Consider the following 16,347-nt stretch of genomic DNA (forward strand, 5'->3'; position numbering starts at 1 on the left):
GGTCAGCGGCGGAGCGCGCCGTCCACCCGCCGCGGTATCCCGAGCGGGTTGCCGTCCTGGAGCGCGGGCGGCAGCAGGTCGTGCGGGAAGGACTGGTAGGTGACCGGCCGCATCCAGCGGCGGACCGCGGTGGCGCCGACGGAGGTGTGCAACGCGTTGGTGCTAGAGGGCCACGGCCCGCCGTGCTGCATCGCCCAGGCGACGGCCACGCCGGTGGGCCAGCCGTTCCAGATCAGCCGGCCGGCCCGCGGCCGCAGCACATCCAGGACGGGTGCAAGCGAGGAGATGTCCGACTGCTCGCCGTGGATGGTGGCGGTGAGGCTGCCTTCCACGGACTGCAAGGCATTGATGAGCTCGTGCTTGCTGGCATACTCGACGATCAGCGAACTCGGGCCAAAACACTCGGCTCCCAGCGTGTCGGCGGCCTCGGTGAACTGCTCGGCGGAGGTGACGAACAGGCACGGTACGCCCCAGGCCCCCGGCTCGGTGTGCAGGCGAGGCGTCACCATGCTGCGGATCGACGGGTGCGCGGACAGTTCGGCGCTGATCTTGGCGTAACTTTCGGCGATCCGGTTGTTCAGCATCGGCGTGGCGGAAACAGCGCTTACCGCCTCGGACAGCTCCGCCTCCAGCTTGTGGCCGATCGGCAAGAACAGCAGTCCCGGCTTGGTGCAGAACTGGCCGGTCCCGAGGGTGAACGAGTTGACGAAGCCGGAGGCGATCTCCGAACCGCGGCTGCGGACCGCTGCCTTGGTGACCACCGTCGGGTTGATGCTGCCGAGCTCCCCGTAGAACGGGATGGGGTCGACCCGGCCCGACGCGAGGTCGAACAGCGCGCGGCCGCCCGTAGTGGAGCCGGTGAAGCCGGCGGCCTTGATCCGCTGGTCGACGAGCGCGTCCCGGCCGGCCTGCTGGCCGAAGATCACGGTGAAGACGCCGGCAGGCAGGTTCCGGTCTGCGACGACGGAGCTCAGGATCTCCCCGGTTCGCCGTGACAGCTCGGGGTGACCTTCGTGCGCCTTGACGACGACGGGGCAGCCGGCGGCGAGGGCGGAGGCGGTGTCACCGCCGGCGATGCTGAACGCGAACGGAAAGTTGCTGGCCGCGAAGACCAGCACGGGGCCTAGCGCCTCGAGCTGGCGGCGCAGGTCGGGACGGGGAACCGGGGTGGCGTCGGGCGCCGGGGTGTCGAGCGTGGCCTCCAGGAAGGAGCCTTCCTCAATTACTTGGGCGAACAGGCGCAACTGGAACGTGGTGCGGGCGAGCTCGGTGGTGAGGCGAGGCTTGCCGAGCCCTGTCTCGGCTTCGGCCAGCGGAATCAGCTCGTCGGCGCGGTCGTCGAGCTTGTCGGCCATGGCCCGGAGCAACAGCGCCCGCTCGGCGAGCGATTCGGAAGCGTATCTGCGGGCGGCGGACTTCGCGAGCGACAGAGCCGACGTCAGTTCTCCACTCGGTGTCTCCGACACGCCGGTACCCGCGGGTTCGCCTGTGCGAGGGTTCATGCTTTCAATGAGCTTCATCGAGTACTCCCCGTACCATGTCGGCGTCAGCCGTCGGCCAGCCTCGAGCGGACGGCCCGCAAGGGCGGGCTCGTCGTTCGCGGCGTTGACTATTGACATCTTGTCAGTCATGCGGCAACTGATCATAATCGGTACGCCTCGCGCCGCCTATGGTGCGTTCGGCTGAGTATCGGCGGTATTGCCATTATGTCGTGACCCGTGGGGGTATACCCGAGTCCGGAGAGGGATGCGGCAGCGGCGCGTTTCGAGTCGTCGCGGTAGGTTCGTAGCTGTGTATGCGCGACCCCCACGTCGTTCTCAGAGCCGAGTCGCTGAGCTGGCGCGCTCTGGGTTCATCGACACGGAGGCCGCCATGCGCGAACTCGACGATCCTCGCTTGGATGTGCTCGGCGACCAGGAAGAGCTGATCGCGGCGCTGGCCCAGGTGGCCGATCCCGACCTCGCGCTGCGTGGTCTCGGGCGACTGCTCGACGCCATGGGGCCTGGATCGGACCGGGACGAGCTGTTGCGCGCGCTGAAGGGCGGTACTGCGCAGGCCAGCCGCACGTTGAGCGTTCTCGGCTTCAGCTCCACGCTCGCCGATCACCTGATCCGTTTTCCGGAGCAGCTGCGGGACCTGGGCGACGCGGACCCGCAGGAACGCCCGGATGCGGCGGCGCTGAGAGAGCGGATGCTGAGAGCTGTCGGAGCGGATCCGGTGCACGAGGCGCCCGTGGCCATTGGCGAGCACCGGGACCTGCTCAACGCCTTGCGGATCGCGTATCGCCGCCAGCTGATGAGTCTGGCCGCGGTCGACCTCGCGGACGGCATCGAGATGCCGGCAGTGGGCGCGGAGCTGGCGCATCTCGCGGGGGCCACTCTCGAATCGGCACTGGCGATCTCCCGGGCGCAGCTTCCGGACAGTGCGGTTCCGTGCCGGCTCGCCGTGATCGGCATGGGCAAGTGCGGTGGACGCGAACTCAACTATGTGTCCGATGTGGATGTCCTGTTCGTCGCGGAAAGCTTCGACGGGGCCGACGACGACGCCGCCCTGCGTACGGCGAGTCTCCTGGCCACAGGTGCGATGCGGGCATGCTCCGAGCACACCGCTGAGGGCGCCATCTGGCCGGTGGACGCGGCGCTTCGCCCGGAGGGCAAGGCCGGGCCTCTGGCCAGGACCCTCGCCAGCTATGTCCGGTACTACCAGGACTGGGCCAAGACGTGGGAGTTCCAGGCGCTGCTCAAGGCCCGGCCGGTGGCGGGGGACAGGGAGCTGGGGGCCGCGTTCGTCGAGCAGGTCGGGCCGATGGTCTGGAACGCCTCGACCCGCGACAACTTCGTGAGTGACGTACAGGGCATGCGGCGGCGCGTAGTGAGTCACATCCGCCCGGAAGAGGCTGAGCGCGAGCTCAAGCTGGGCCCCGGCGGCCTGCGCGACATCGAGTTCGCCGTGCAGCTCCTTCAGCTCGTACACGGGAGAGCCGACGACGCGCTGCATTCGGGTTCGACGCTGGAGGCGCTGGCGGCGCTGACCGCCGGTGGATACGTCGGCCGCGACGACGGAGCGGTGCTGGACCGTGCGTACTGCTTCCTGCGCACCCTGGAACACCGCATCCAGCTGCGCCGCCTGCGCCGTACGCACGTCGTGCCGCAGGAGGAGGCAGACCTGCGTGTGCTCGGCCGCTCGCTGGGGCTGCGTGACGCCCAGGACCTGACCCAGCGCTGGAGGCAAGAGGCGAGAGAGGTCCGGCGCCTGCACGAGAAGCTCTTCTACCGGCCGTTGCTGTCGGCGGTCGCGGGTCTGCCGGGCGACGGCGTGCGGCTCAGCCCGGAGGCTGCGCTGGCTCGCCTGCAGGCACTCGGGTACACGGATCCACGCGGCGCGCTCCGCCACATCGAAGCGCTCACGAAGGGTGTGTCTCGCCGGGCCGCTATCCAGCGGACACTGCTGCCGGTGCTGCTGGAATGGTTCGCCGACGGCCCGCAACCCGACACCGGCCTGTCCGGCTTCCGTCACATCAGCGACGCCCTTGGCGAGAGCCCGTGGTACCTGCGACTCCTGCGCGACGACGGAGCGGCCGCCGAACGGATGGCCCGGGTGCTCGCCTCCGGCCGCTATGCGACCGAGCTGATGAAGCGGGCACCGGAAGCGGTGTCGATGCTCAGCGGTGACGCGGAGCTCGTCCCGCGCGCCCGGGAGCAGCTCGAGGCCGAGGTCCTGACCGGGATGCGCCGTCACGACGACCCGGTCGAGGCGATCGGCGTGGTACGGGCGATGCGCAGGCGAGAGCTCTTCCGCACCGCGGTGGCTGACCTGGTGGACCAGCTGCCGGTGCGGGAGGTGGGGTCGGCTCTGACCGGCATCGCAGAGGCTACACTCGCGGGCGCCCTGGCTGCGGCGGTGAAGGCTGTCGAGACCGAGCGGCGCCGCCCGGTGCCGACGCGGATGGCCATCATCTCCATGGGGCGGCTCGGTGGGCGGGAGATGGGCTACGCCTCGGACGCCGACGTCCTGTTCGTGCATATGCCGTTGCCGGGTGCCTCCGACGAGGACGCGACTTCCGCGGCGACGGCCGTGGCCAACGAGATGCGCCGGTTGCTGGCCATTCCGTCACCGGAACCGGCGTTCACCGTGGACGCCGCGCTGCGGCCGGAGGGCAAGGCCGGGCCCCTGGTGCGTACCCTCGCGTCCTACGCTGCGTACTACGACCGCTGGGGTGAGGTGTGGGAGCGCCAGGCCCTGCTCCGGGCCGCCGGATGCTGTGGCGACACCGAGCTCATCCGCAGGTTCGAGGCGCTCATCGACCCGTTGCGCTGGCCGTCGGAGGGCTTGTCCGATGCGCAGGTGCGCGCGGTCCGGAGAATGAAGGCCAGGGTGGAGGCGGAGCGCCTGCCGCGTGGCGCCGACCGTTCGACGCACCTCAAACTCGGCCCCGGCGGTCTCTCGGACGTGGAGTGGTGCGCGCAGCTACTCCAACTCCGCCACGCCGGCCGGATCGAGCGGTTGCGCACCACATCCACCCTGGATGTTTTCGATATCGCGGTAGAGACGGGTTTGCTGGACGACGACGACCGCCAGGTCCTGCGCGAGGCATGGTGCGTGGCGTCGTCGATCCGGAATGCGACGGTACTGGTCACGGGCCGGGCTTCGGACTCGATACCCGGCGATCCGGAGGTGCTGTCCGCTGTGTCGCACGTGGTCGGTTACGGCCCCGGTGAGAGCACGACCTTCCTCGACGACTACCGGCGTTCGGCACGGCACGCCCGCGGCGTGGTGGAGCGCGTCTTCTACGACGACCCCCGCTAGTCTCCCCGGCGAACCGGGGGAATAGCTGGTGCGGCGCAGCCGGGGCCCATCTGAGCGCCATGTGGAAGCTCGTGGTGGTGGCTGTTGCGCCGTGGGGAAGCTCGTGGCCGGCCCACGTGTGGACATGAGCCGGCCCCTGCACCCGCGTACCCGGGCGGTCCGGGATCCCTACGAGGTCATCGCTTCGTGGTGCGCGGCGATCCGCTCGGCCGGCAGTTCGGTGTCGTAGACGGCCACCTTGCCCACCGCACCCTGGAAGAACGAACCGAAGTCGCGGGTTCCCACGCGGAACGGGGCGTCGCCGCGCTCCGGAACGATCACGGTTCCCCGAATGCTGAGGTCGTCCTGATCCCGCAGCACCCCGTCGCGGTAGACCTTCGTGTAGCCGTTGGGGTAGTCCTCGCTGCTAGCCGTGGCGTTGATCACCAGCACGTAGTGAATCCAGTCGCCGGCCTTCACCGGGTCCTGGAAGTACGAGCCCGCGCCGAGTCCGCCCACGGCGTTGAAGAGGTATCCGGAGATGCGGTTGGGCCGGTTCTCGGTGTTGTCGAACGAGTACATGCGCGCCACGTACTCGTGGTCACCTGGCTCACCCTTGCCCATCCAGTGCACGTATCCGCTGCTCTGCTGGTTGAGGAACTGCAGCGTGTCCGGCCGCATCCACGCTTCGAGCGTGAACTCGCCCGTGGTCGCCGGGCTGAGCTCCGGCGCGTCGGCCACCTCGAAGTACTGTGTGGCGCCGTCGAAGACAGCGGCGGCTTCGCCGTTCGGCAGCGTCGTGGTGCCCGGTGAAGCGGTGTAGTCGCCTTGTAGGCCCGAGCCGGACAGATCGGGCTCGGTGCCGCCGGCGGCGTTCGCCATCGCCCAGTACGCGGTCGGCGCGTCGGCGAGGACCGCCGCGTCGTAGTGGGAGTCCGTGTGGCACTTGAACGCCGGAGGCGTGGCCCGGGACTCGGAGTGCGGCGGCGTGACGTGGCAGCGCTCTCCGGGCGGGCCGGCGGCCGGTGCCGTGGCGTGCGGGAGGGCGTTCGACGCCGCCGGAGCGGCCGTCAGCAGGCCCGCGCCGAGACTGGAGCAGAGCAGAACGGCGACGGCGACGGAACGCCGCAGGGAGCTACGGATCATGTCAATCCCTCTCTATGGTGGTGACGATACTGGTGACGGCGGCGCGGCGACCGAGCCGCGACGGATGACGCGACCCTCCACCACGCGCGTGAGCGCTGACTCGCTGTCGTCGCCGATAGGATCCTCCAGCAGCCAGTCCACGGCGAGTCGTCCGATCCGGACGCTCTGGCCGGTGACGGTGGTGATGCCCGGGTATACGAGTTCGGCCAGGACGTCGTCGTGACCGGTGACGCTGATGTCGCGTGGCACCGAGCAGTCCAGGCGGCGCAGCCCTTCCACGAGACCGGACGCGAGCACGTCGTCGAATGCCATCACGGCTGTCGCGCCGGATTCGAGAACCTGCGGCGCGGCCGCACGGCCCCCGGCGTAGCTCGGTGACGTGGACGCCAGCGTGACCAGCTCGGCGCCTCGCGCTGCGACGCGCTTGGAGATGGCTCTCGAGCGCTGTTTGTTCGTCCACGACTGCACCGGTCCCGGCATGTACGCGAGGTGCCGGTGGCCGAGATCCACCAGCTCGTCGACCAGCTCGTACAAGGCGGCGGTGGAGTCGGAGTAGAGCGAAGGCACACCCTTGACCACCCGGTTGACCAGTACGAGGGGAATGAGCTCGGCCAGTTCGCGGATGTGCGTGACACTCATCCGCGAGCTGCAGAGAACCAGGCCGCGTGTCTGCTTGGCGAGCTGGTCGCAGACTTCCCGCTCGGTGCTGGCGTTCTCGTCGGTGTCGGCGGCGAACACGCCGATGCCGCGGCCGCGTGAGTGTGCCTGCGCGGCCTTGAGCAGTGTGGACATGTACGGGTTGCTGATGTCCGGAACCACCAGGCCGATGTTCGACGACGTCCCGGTGATCAAGGCCTTGGCCACCGGGTTCACCGAGAAGCGCAGCCGGGCGGCCACCTCCTTGACGTGCTGGACGGTGGCTGGCGAGAGCCGCTCGGGGTTGGAGAACGCCCGCGAGACCGTGGAGATGGACACCCCCGCGGCCTCGGCCACGTCCTTCAATGTGGTGTGCCCGGCGTGTTTCCTCATGTTTCGACCACCTCAGTTCTCGTCGGGTGGTCATCGTAAGGCGTGATCATCCCTTCAGTGCGCCTTCGGCGAGGCCCTTGAATATCTGCTTCTGCATGAAGAAGTAGACGAGCAGTGGGGGCACCATCACGACCAGAGCGGCGGCGGAGATCACCCGCTGATCGGCCGAGAATGTTCCCGACAAGAACTGAACGCCCACGTTCACCGGATACTTGTCGGGATCACTGAGTATCACCAGCGGCCAGATGAAGTGGTCCCACGAGTCCAGGAAGCCGAGCACGGCGATCACTGCGAGGGATCCACGCACGGAGGGCAGCATAATGCTGGAGAAGAGCCGGAACGGGCCGGCGCCGTCGACGGTGGCGGCCTCCTCGAGCTCATGAGGGACATTCCGGAACGCCTGGCGCATGACGAAGATCGACACGATCGACACGGCTTGGGGTAGGACGACCCCCACCAGCGTGTTCTGGAGCCCGATGCCGCGCGTGACCAGCAGCGTCGAGACGAGGATCACCTCGAACGGAAGGACAGCTGTGGCGAGGAGCACCGCGATGTAGATGCCTCGGCCGCGGAACCGGATGCGGGCAAGGGCGTACCCGGTCAGCGTCGCGAGCACGACGTTGGCGGTGACGCCCATCACCGCGATCAAGGCTGAGTTGAGGAGATAGGTCGGCAGCGGGATGGCGGTGAAGGCCGTGACGAAGTTGTCCAGCGTCGGGTTGCGCGGGATGAGCGTGCTGGGAAAGCCGACGGTGGTTTCCCCCGCGCCCTTGAGCGCGTTGCTGAGCTGCCAGAGCAGGGGACCGAGGACGATCATCACAGCGACGAGCATCAGTGCCCAGCGGATGAGCTTCTCCTTGGTGGAGATCCGCTCGCGCTGTTTCAGACCTCGCAGGGGGACGGTGCCGGACGGAGCCGGGCGCTGGGCCGTCGGGGCGCTCATGCGCGATCCCTCCTCGAGACGAGCCAGGAGACGGCCGCGACGGCCAGGACGAAGACGAACAGCACCAGGCTGACCGCCGAGGCGTACCCGGCGTCCGTGCCGGGATTGATGCCGCGCTGGAAGAGGTAGAGCACGATGGTCTCCGTCGACGATCCGGGTCCGCCGCCGGTCATGACGAACGGTTCGGTGAACACCCGCAGAGTGGCGATCGCGGCGAGGATGGCGACGAGCGTCGTCGTTCCCTGTACTTGCGGCAGCGTCACGCGCAGTGTCCGCTTCCACCACGACGCACCGTCCAGCTGCGCCGCCTCGTCGAGGTCTCGGGACACATTCTGCAGCGCCGCCAGCAAGATCAGCGTGTAGAGCGCGCAACCCTTCCAGACGGTCACCGACATCAGACTGAACAAGGCCAGGTCCGAGTCGTTGAGGAACGGCACCGGCGCCGTCGTGATCCGTAAGCCTTGCAACAGCTGGTTGGCCAGGCCGTCCGAGCTCAGGACGTACTGGAACACGACGGCCACCACCGCCATCGGCATCACCAGCGGCGAGAAGAGGATCGGGCGGACGATGCTCGCCCCGCGCACCGAGGTGTTCACCAGCACGGCGACCGAGAGGGAGATCACGGTGATCGCGGGTACCGCGACAGCCATGTAGAGAAAGGTCCGGCCGACGGCGGCCCAGAAGGCACCATCGGAGGCGAGGGTGGTGAAGTTGCTCAATCCGACAAACGTGCCGCCACCGATCGTGCTCGCGTTGGTGAACGCGAGCACGAAGGTGTTGATCAGCGGCAGGAACAGGAACGTGGCCTGGATGGCGAGCGTGGGCGCGATGAACGCGAGGGGCACGAACCAGCGGTGCCGGCGGATCCTCGGACGCCGCGTGGGCGGCGGTCCGTCTGTCGCCACTGTGGCAGCGGGTGCGGCCAGGGTCATGCGGACCGCTTCTCGAGGATGGCCGTCAGCGCGGTCTCGGCCTCGGCCAGCGCGTCCTCCGGGGTGCGTTCACCGAGGATCGCCAGCTGCACGTGCGACCACAGCTCCGTGGCGTATTCGGAGTCGACGGCGGCGGGCTTGGCCAGCGTCTTGTCCTCCAGCAGACTGGCTCCCGCGACGGCGCGGGCCTCGGTGGTCAGGTCGGTGGGCTCGGCGGTGAACAAGGGATCCACGAGCGACTCCGAGGTGCTCGGGAAGATGCTGGACTGCTTGGCGAAGTCCAGCTGGCTTTCGGGGGACGTGAGGTACTCGGCGAAGGCCATCGCCGTCGCCCGGTTCTCCGTCGTGGTGGGCACAGCGATCCCGTGCGCCACGATCCACGTGGTCGAGGAACCGTCACCCAGTGGCTTCTCGATGGACACCGATGGGATCAGGTCCGGCGCGTTCTCTTCGATGATCCGCACTCGTGACGGACCGGACTCCAGGTAGGCGATGCTGCCCTCCTGGAAGGTCTCGATCTCGCTGCGTTGCTTGGCCGTCACGCTGTCGGCCGGGATGCCACCGATTTCGTACAGGTCGGCGAGGCGCTGGACGAACGCGACCGCTTCCGGGGTGTTGACCACCGCGGCCGTGGCGTCGTCGTTCACCAGCGGCACACCCTCGGTGAGGAGGGCGTGCGGCAGGCCGATGGCGGTCGGCTGGAAGCCGGCCTTTCCGGTCTCCTCGGCGATCACCTCGGCGTGCCGGAACAGATCCTCGTAGCCTGCCGGGGCCCGCTCGCCGGCCAGACCGGCCTCGTCCAGGAGCGACGTGTTGGCGTAGAGAACGGGCGTGTTGAGGTACCACGGCAGGGCGGCGACCGTCGTCGCTCCGAAGTCGAACGACGCCCAGGCCGACGCCACGAACTGGCCCTCGAGCTCCGGCGCGGCTTCGGCCATGTCGAGCACCCGGCCGTCCCGGCCGAGCGGCGCCAGCGTCGCGGTGTCGAGGTCCATGACGTCGGGCAGCGTGCCCGCTACCGCGTCGGCGCTGACCTTGCGCGACGCAGCCTCACTCGGGATGTCGACCCACTCGACGGTGGTCCCGGGGTTCGCCTCCTCGAAGTCGGCGATGACGCCGTTGATGTAGTCGTCGAACGTCGGGGAGAGCTGCATGGTCTGGAAGGTGATGGTTCCTTCGATCGCTGCGCCCGTCTCGGGTTCGGCGGCGCCGGGCTCGTCGTCCTCGGGAGAGCTGAGTCCGCACCCGGCGAGCATGGCGGCACCGGTCAGGAGGAGAGCGGTTCGAACGGTTCGGTGATTGTGCACAGTCATGGCTCCATCCGTGGCGAGGGCTCGCCGGCTGCGGCGAGGTGGGCGGTGCGGATCGTGCATCGGTGTCGTGTTCAGGTGGTGGATGGGAATGTAGTGCAAACGTTTGATACTGTCCAGGGCCATGGTCCAGAGATCGAGTCGATTGCACCCATCCGCACCCCTGACACCCGACGGCCACGCGTGGGTCGACGGCTGGCTCGACCGCCTGACACCGGTGCAGAAGGCGGCACAGTGCCTGGTGGTTCTCCCTGGCGCGACCACGGACGGCATGCCGGACGAGGCGACGATCGCCGCACTGCGCGGTGGTCTCGGAACGCTGCACAGCATCACTGACCTGCGGGCGTCGCAGGCGGCGCGTTATCACGCCGTGGTAGGCGAGGTCAGTTCCGACGCCGGGTTCCCGCCCGTGTTCGTCACCGGCAATCTCGAGGCCGGCGTCGGCTACTCACTCGGGGCCACCGGGACCGATTTCCCATACCCCCGGGGCATCGGCATGGCCGGCAGCGCGGCGCTGGCCTACCGGGCGGCCAGGCAGGCCGCCGAGGAGGCGTATGCGCTGGGCTACCGGTGGACACTGAGTCCCTGCATCGACGTTGTGACCACGCCTGACGACCCGATTCTCGGGGTGCGTGCCTACGGTGTCGACGCCTCCGGTACCAGTGCTCTCGGCACCGCGCAGATCCGTGGATACCAGGACGCCGGGGTACTGGCCACGGCCAAGCACTACCCAGGGCACGGTGACAGCGCGGTGGACAGCCACCTCGATCTGCCCCGGATCGACCGCTCCGCGCACGACCACGAGTCCGTGCACCTGGCGCCCTTCCGCGCGGCGGCCGAAGCGGGCGTCGCATCGATCATGGTCGCGCACGTCGTGTTGCCCGGCCTGGGGATCGACGTCCCGGCGAGCCTGTCGCCCGAGGTGAACCGCGGCTGGCTGCGCGACGAGCTCGGCTATACCGGGGTGATCATCACCGACTCCCTGCGGATGAGGGCGGTCGCGGCACGTTACGACGCTGGCGCGGCCGCGCTTCTCGCGCTGCATGCCGGCGCTGACGTCGCCAATGTGAAATGCCCGGCGGAGGACTTTCCGGCCGTGCTCACGCGTCTCTCCGACGCGATCGACTCCGGCGAGCTCGACGAGGCGACCCTCGACGCCGCATTCCGGCGGCTGCTGGAGGCCCGGTGGCGGTGCGGCGCTCACGAGCCGGCGTCGTTCGACGCCTCCGAGGCTAGACGCTATGACCCTCCGCTCGAATGGGACGACGAGCTGCGCGGCGCGACGGTGAGCGTCCGCGGTGACGGCGATGGGCTGCGGCGCGACGGCACCAACGTGGTGATGGGGGACACCGCTCTGGCGTCGCGGACGACAGAGCTGATCCGGGAGCGCGGGTTCCCCGTGACCCTTGTCGCGAGCAGGCCCACGGCGTCGAGCCTTGCCGCGGTGGCGACGGACGCCTCGATCGACACTGTCGTCCCGGTGTTCAGCCCGTCGCTGCCGATCACCGCGCAGGAGCGCCAGGAGATCTCGACGGCTACAACGTCGGAAGAGGTCAGGGCCAAGATCGCGGCAGTCCTGGTGAACTCCGCACTGGATGCCGCCGACCTCCCGGATACGGGAACCGCGCTGGTCTCCCTCCCGGCTGTCGACCCGTTCGAGATGGTGACGGACGCGGCGGTCCGGGCGGCGATCGACGTGCTCACGTGAAGCCGCGGGGCACGCGGTGGTGTGCGGAGCTCGTGATGCCGCCAGCGGCCGCGACAAACGGTTGCACAAGAACTGCTGGAATACCGGGACGTCATGGTCCGGCAGCGCGGCTGCCGGTGCCTTCGTTCGACGCCTCGCCTGACGCTGAAGGAACGCCATGAACACCACCCTCGACATCCTGCCGACGCTGTTCACACTCCCGACCAGACGTGAACTAGGGGACAAGGCGGGATCCCTCGCCGCTGCCGTCGTGCGCAGCGCCATCGCCCGGAAGGGCACAGCCACGGTCATGCTGGCCGCTGCCCCCAGCCAGGCCGAGACCCTCCGTGCGTTCGTCTCCGCGCCCAGCATCGACTGGTCGGCCGTCGAGTTCTTTCATATGGACGACTACGTCGGTCTCCCGTCCGATGCACCGCAGGGTTTCGGGAACTGGCTGCAGGCCGCCGCCGTCGACCACCTTCCCGGCGCGGCCGCGTTCCATCGGATCGACACGTCGGCCGACCCGGAAGAGGCTGCCCGGCACTACGAGGCCGCCATGGGCGACACGCCGTTCGACCTCGTCTTCGTGGGACTGGGCGTCAACGGGCACCTGGCGTTCAACGACCCGCCCGCCGATCTTGCCGACCCTCGGGGCGCCAAGGTCGTAGCGCTGGACCAGGTGTGCCGGCAGCAGCAGGTCGACGAGGGGCACTTCCCCACCTTCGATGATGTGCCGGGCACAGCGATCACGGTGACGATCCCGAGACTCCTCAACGCGGTGGAGATCGTGGCATCCGTGCCCGGGGTGGCGAAGCGCAAAGCCGTCGCCGACAGTCTCAGCCAGCCGATCAGCGGCGACCATCCAGGCACGGCACTGCGCACACATCCGCGGGTGACCATGTTCCTCGATGCCGAGTCCGACCCGCGGTGACGCCTCACCCGGCACCAGACCCCGGGAGGCGCCAGGCAGCCGGCGAGGATGATCAGCATGTGGCATGACCTCGGGGAGGGTGGGTACCCGATACGCCATGTTGGGATTTATTTTGCTCTTGCTGGCCATCTGGCTCGTGCTCTCGATCCTGGGCCTGGTGATCGAAGGCCTGTTCTGGCTGTTCGTCATCGGCGCGGTGCTCTTCCTGGCGACCGCGGCATGGGGCTGGGTCAAGCGCAATACGGGCGCCGGGACGAACCCTGGTCCACACTGACTCAGCTGGTTTGACGCGGCGATCCGAGATTGCCATGATGTCCGGTCTGGGATCGATCCCAGACCGGAGGTCACGTGTCTATGTCTCAGCCAGCCCGCCCGAACGTCGTGCTGATCATGGCCGACCAGTTGGTGCCGTTTCTCACCGGCGCCTATGAGCACTCGGTGGTCAAGACACCGAACCTGGACCGGCTGGCGGCACGAGGCGTGCGCTTCGACGCGGCATACACGCCGTATCCGCTGTGCGCGCCGGCCAGGGTCTCGCTGATGACGGGCAAGGACGCGTCGTCGATCGGCTGCTATGACAATGCGGCGGTGTTCCCTGCTGACCAGCCGACCATCGCCCATTACCTCACCAACGCCGGATACGAGACGGCGCTGACCGGGAAGATGCACTTTGTCGGGCCGGATCAGCTGCACGGCTTCCGGCACCGGCTCACTACCGACATTTTCCCGGCCGGTGTGGACTGGGTGCCCACCGTCGACGAGAACGGGCAGTTCCCGCGCGGTGGACACGCCCACGAGTACGTGCTGCCGGACGTCGGCGTGCGGCCGTGGACGAAGTTCCTCACCTACGACGAAGAGACGACGTACCGGGCCACCGAGTTCATCCGGGAGCGGGCACGGGGGCCGATGGCGGAGCCGTTCTTCCTTCTCGCGTCCCTGCACCACCCGCACGACCCGTTCCACGTCACACAGGAGCTGTGGGACCTCTACGACGACGAGCCGATCGACCTTGCGCGTGTGCCCGCCGACATCGACCGCTCCGCGATGGACGAGTGGGTGAACGAGGCGCACGACACAGCGGGGGTCGACCTGCAGGACCCGGACAACCTGTACGCGCTCCGGCGCGCCTACTACGGCCTTGTCACCTACGTGGACCGCAAAGTGGGTGAGATCCTCGCCGCCCTGGACGAGACCGGGCAGCTGGACAGCACCGTCATCATGTTCACCAGCGACCACGGCGACATGCTGGGTGAGCGCGGCATGGTGCAGAAGCGGTGCTTCTACGAGTGGTCAGCACGGGTCCCGCTCCTCCTGACCTTTCCGGACGATCGCTTCGCGGGCAGACGCGTCGCCGAGCCGGTCTCGATGATGGACCTGGCCCCCACGGTGCTGGACATCGCCGGCATCCCGGAGGAGGACCGCCTGCCTATGCAGGCGGCCAGCCTGCTGCCTCTGCTCGAAGGTGACCCGCCGGGGGAGCGCGCCGTGTTCTCCGAGTATCACGTGGAGAAGGTCCGGGCCGCGTGCTTCATGGTGCGTGCCGGTGATCACAAGTACATCTACATCGACGGCCACGGCACCCAGCTGTTCGACCTTGCGAACGACCCGGACGAACGGCACGACCTGTCCGGTCACCCGGAGGCGGCCGCGGTGGAGACGCGGCTGCACTCCTTGCTCACGGGCCGGTTCGACATCGACGGCATCAACGCCGGTGCCGCCGAGAGCGTCCGCCGCCGGACGCTGATCCGCGACGCCATGCAGCGCAACGGCACCAGGTGGGACTTCGTTCCGACGTTCGGCCAGGAAGGCCGCTACGTACGCTGAGGCCGGACGCAATCTGTGCAAGTGGAGGGCTGAACGAAGACGGCCCCAGATCCTGCGTTTCCACAGGCCCGGGGCCGTTTCATGACTGCGGCGGCTTAGAGGTCGTAGTACAGCTCGAACTCGTGCGGGTGCGGACGCAGCCGGATCGGGTCGACCTCGTTGGTGCGCTTCCAGTCCACCCAGGTCTCGATCAGGTCCGGGGTGAAGACGTCGCCCTCGGTGAGGTAGTCGTGGTCGGCCTCGAGCGCGTTCAATGCGTCGGGAAGGGACGCCGGCACCGTGCTGATGTCACCGAACTCCTCCGGCGGAAGCTCGTAGAGGTCCTTGTCCACCGGCTCCGGCGGTTCGATCTTGTTGCGGATTCCGTCGACGCCGGCCATGAGCATGGCCGAGAACGCCAGGTAGGGGTTGCTGGACGGGTCAGGTACCCGGAACTCGATCCGCTTGGCCTTGGGGGAGGTCCCGGTGATCGGGATCCGGACCGCGGCCGAGCGGTTACGCTGCGAGTACACCAGGTTGACCGGCGCCTCGAAGCCCGGCACCAGGCGGTGGTACGAGTTCACCGTCGGGTTCGTGAAGGCCAGCAGCGACGACGCGTGCTTCAGCAGACCACCGATGTACCAGCGGGCCATGTCAGACAGCCCGGCGTAGCCCAGCTCGTCGTAGAACAGCGGCGAGCCGTCCTTCCAAAGCGACTGGTGGCAGTGCATGCCAGAGCCGTTGTCGTTGAAGACCGGCTTCGGCATGAACGTGGCCGTCTTGCCGGCCGCCCAGGCGACGTTCTTGATGATGTACTTGTACAGCATCAGCTGGTCGCCGGCGTGCAGCAGGCTGTCGAACTTGTAGTTGATCTCGGCCTGGCCGGCAGCACCGACCTCGTGGTGCGAGCGCTCGACCGGGATGTTGGCCGCGATCAGCGTCTTGACCATGTCGTCGCGCAGGTCCGCGTAGTGGTCGGTGGGGGGCACGGGGAAGTACCCGCCCTTGTAACGCGTCTTGTAGCCGCGGTTGCCGCCCTCTTCGTGGCGGCCGGTGTTCCAGGCGGCCTCGATCGAGTCGATGTAGTAGTAGCCGGCCTTCTCGCTGGTCTCGAAGCGGACGTCGTCGAAGACGTAGAACTCGGCTTCCGGACCGAAGTACACCGTGTCGGCGATGCCGGTGCTGGAGAGGTACGCCTCGGCCTTGGCGGCGATGTTGCGCGGGTCGCGGCTGTACGGCTCGTCGGTGAAGGGGTCGACGATGGAGAAGTTCAAAGCCAGCGTCTTGGCCTTGCGGAACGGGTCGACGAAAGCGGTGGTGGGGTCCGGAATGAGCTTCATGTCGGACTCGTGAATCGCCTGGAAGCCGCGGATCGAGGAGCCGTCGAACATCATCCCGTCGGCGATGGTGTCCGCGTTGAAGGTCGATGCCGGTACATTGAGGTGCTGCATGACCCCAGGGAGGTCACAGAAGCGGACGTCGACGAATTCGACGCCCTCATCCTTGACGAACTTCAGGAGCTCGTCGGCGTTGGTGAACATGGTGTGAATCTCCTTCGCACCTGGCGGTCGTGGCCGTGGGTGTGTCGACGGTCAGCTCTGACCGACTAGCTCTCGATAGCCTGGGACGGTAGGAGGGTGGGATTTCTGGTTGGTGTCCCATATGTTTCCCCCGTGTTACACGCCCGTGCACCGCGCTGATACGCACCGGCTACGGCCACCGATGCGTTCATTATCACCCTGTCACGTTTCGAGCGGAATACGAGTGCGAACCGGTTGTGA

General features: G+C 68.1%; 12 protein-coding genes. 5 read left to right on the forward strand and 7 right to left on the reverse strand.

Annotated features, from left to right (window positions below; all coding sequences use genetic code 11):
- Positions 1–2: 2 nt before the first annotated feature.
- Entirely contained in the window at positions 3–1,631 is a 1,629-nt protein-coding gene (locus tag G1H11_RS15105; RefSeq protein WP_216843775.1) for an aldehyde dehydrogenase (NADP(+)), read from the reverse strand.
- 115 nt (positions 1,632–1,746) lie between these two features.
- Between G1H11_RS15105 and G1H11_RS15110 the strand changes: the two genes are divergently transcribed.
- Entirely contained in the window at positions 1,747–4,806 is a 3,060-nt protein-coding gene (locus tag G1H11_RS15110; RefSeq protein WP_163819408.1) for a bifunctional [glutamine synthetase] adenylyltransferase/[glutamine synthetase]-adenylyl-L-tyrosine phosphorylase, read from the forward strand.
- Positions 4,807–4,974: 168 nt separating this feature from the next.
- On the opposite strand, the gene G1H11_RS15115 is transcribed toward G1H11_RS15110, so the two are convergent.
- Genes G1H11_RS15115 through G1H11_RS15135 form a run of 5 tightly spaced genes read right to left on the reverse strand, consistent with a single transcriptional unit; the run spans position 4,975 to position 10,148 of the window.
- Positions 4,975–5,931, reverse strand: coding sequence for a LamG-like jellyroll fold domain-containing protein (locus tag G1H11_RS15115; protein ID WP_163819409.1), 957 nt, complete (start codon positions 5,929–5,931; stop codon positions 4,975–4,977).
- Between the two features lie 12 nt (positions 5,932–5,943).
- A complete protein-coding gene (locus tag G1H11_RS15120) occupies positions 5,944–6,960 on the reverse strand; it encodes a LacI family DNA-binding transcriptional regulator (protein ID WP_163819410.1) in 1,017 nt (338 codons plus the stop codon).
- A gap of 46 nt (positions 6,961–7,006) precedes the next feature.
- Complete coding sequence (locus G1H11_RS15125) at positions 7,007–7,903, reverse strand: carbohydrate ABC transporter permease (protein ID WP_163819411.1); 897 nt, start codon at positions 7,901–7,903, stop codon at positions 7,007–7,009.
- Positions 7,900–8,835 carry a carbohydrate ABC transporter permease gene (locus tag G1H11_RS15130; RefSeq protein WP_163819412.1) on the reverse strand — a complete coding sequence of 312 codons (936 nt, stop codon included), beginning with the start codon at positions 8,833–8,835 and terminating at the stop codon, positions 7,900–7,902. The genes G1H11_RS15125 and G1H11_RS15130 overlap by 4 nt, the downstream gene beginning before the upstream one ends.
- Positions 8,832–10,148 carry an ABC transporter substrate-binding protein gene (locus G1H11_RS15135; protein WP_163819413.1) on the reverse strand — a complete coding sequence of 439 codons (1,317 nt, stop codon included), beginning with the start codon at positions 10,146–10,148 and terminating at the stop codon, positions 8,832–8,834. The genes G1H11_RS15130 and G1H11_RS15135 overlap by 4 nt, the downstream gene beginning before the upstream one ends.
- 121 nt (positions 10,149–10,269) lie before the next feature.
- Here G1H11_RS15135 and G1H11_RS15140 point away from each other — a divergent pair, with 121 nt between their 5' ends.
- The 4 genes from G1H11_RS15140 (at position 10,270) to betC (ending at position 14,587) form a co-directional block, all read left to right on the forward strand.
- A complete protein-coding gene (locus G1H11_RS15140) occupies positions 10,270–11,853 on the forward strand; it encodes a glycoside hydrolase family 3 N-terminal domain-containing protein (protein ID WP_163819414.1) in 1,584 nt (527 codons plus the stop codon).
- Positions 11,854–12,010: 157 nt separating this feature from the next.
- Entirely contained in the window at positions 12,011–12,763 is a 753-nt protein-coding gene (locus tag G1H11_RS15145) for a 6-phosphogluconolactonase (RefSeq protein ID WP_163819415.1), read from the forward strand.
- A 97-nt stretch (positions 12,764–12,860) separates the two neighbouring features.
- Entirely contained in the window at positions 12,861–13,037 is a 177-nt protein-coding gene (locus tag G1H11_RS25015) for a hypothetical protein (RefSeq protein WP_174257664.1), read from the forward strand.
- Positions 13,038–13,117: 80 nt separating this feature from the next.
- Complete coding sequence (gene betC, locus G1H11_RS15150) at positions 13,118–14,587, forward strand: choline-sulfatase (protein WP_163819416.1); 1,470 nt, start codon at positions 13,118–13,120, stop codon at positions 14,585–14,587.
- Between the two features lie 95 nt (positions 14,588–14,682).
- Here betC and glnA read toward each other — a convergent pair whose 3' ends face one another.
- The gene (gene glnA, locus G1H11_RS15155) at positions 14,683–16,107 is read right to left on the reverse strand and encodes a type I glutamate--ammonia ligase (RefSeq protein WP_163819417.1); all 1,425 of its coding nucleotides are present in this window, start codon (positions 16,105–16,107) and stop codon (positions 14,683–14,685) included.
- Positions 16,108–16,347: the final 240 nt, after the last annotated feature.

This window comes from Phytoactinopolyspora alkaliphila, from assembly GCF_010550695.1.
Classification (GTDB): Bacteria; Actinomycetota; Actinomycetes; order Jiangellales; family Jiangellaceae; genus Phytoactinopolyspora; species Phytoactinopolyspora alkaliphila.

What these genes read in the sequence shown, in the direction of transcription:
- G1H11_RS15145 (WP_163819415.1), top strand. Translation starts at nt 12,011, where the DNA reads ATGAACACCACCCTCGACATCCTGCCGACGCTGTTCACACTCCCGACC.
- G1H11_RS15140 (WP_163819414.1), top strand. Translation starts at nt 10,270, where the DNA reads ATGGTCCAGAGATCGAGTCGATTGCACCCATCCGCACCCCTGACACCC.
- G1H11_RS15120 (WP_163819410.1), bottom strand. Translation starts at nt 6,960, where the DNA reads ATGAGGAAACACGCCGGGCACACCACATTGAAGGACGTGGCCGAGGCC.
- G1H11_RS15110 (WP_163819408.1), top strand. Translation starts at nt 1,747, where the DNA reads ATGCGGCAGCGGCGCGTTTCGAGTCGTCGCGGTAGGTTCGTAGCTGTG.
- G1H11_RS15130 (WP_163819412.1), bottom strand. Translation starts at nt 8,835, where the DNA reads ATGACCCTGGCCGCACCCGCTGCCACAGTGGCGACAGACGGACCGCCG.
- G1H11_RS25015 (WP_174257664.1), top strand. Translation starts at nt 12,861, where the DNA reads ATGTTGGGATTTATTTTGCTCTTGCTGGCCATCTGGCTCGTGCTCTCG.
- glnA (WP_163819417.1), bottom strand. Translation starts at nt 16,107, where the DNA reads ATGTTCACCAACGCCGACGAGCTCCTGAAGTTCGTCAAGGATGAGGGC.
- G1H11_RS15135 (WP_163819413.1), bottom strand. Translation starts at nt 10,148, where the DNA reads ATGACTGTGCACAATCACCGAACCGTTCGAACCGCTCTCCTCCTGACC.
- G1H11_RS15125 (WP_163819411.1), bottom strand. Translation starts at nt 7,903, where the DNA reads ATGAGCGCCCCGACGGCCCAGCGCCCGGCTCCGTCCGGCACCGTCCCC.
- G1H11_RS15115 (WP_163819409.1), bottom strand. Translation starts at nt 5,931, where the DNA reads ATGATCCGTAGCTCCCTGCGGCGTTCCGTCGCCGTCGCCGTTCTGCTC.
- betC (WP_163819416.1), top strand. Translation starts at nt 13,118, where the DNA reads ATGTCTCAGCCAGCCCGCCCGAACGTCGTGCTGATCATGGCCGACCAG.
- G1H11_RS15105 (WP_216843775.1), bottom strand. Translation starts at nt 1,631, where the DNA reads ATGACTGACAAGATGTCAATAGTCAACGCCGCGAACGACGAGCCCGCC.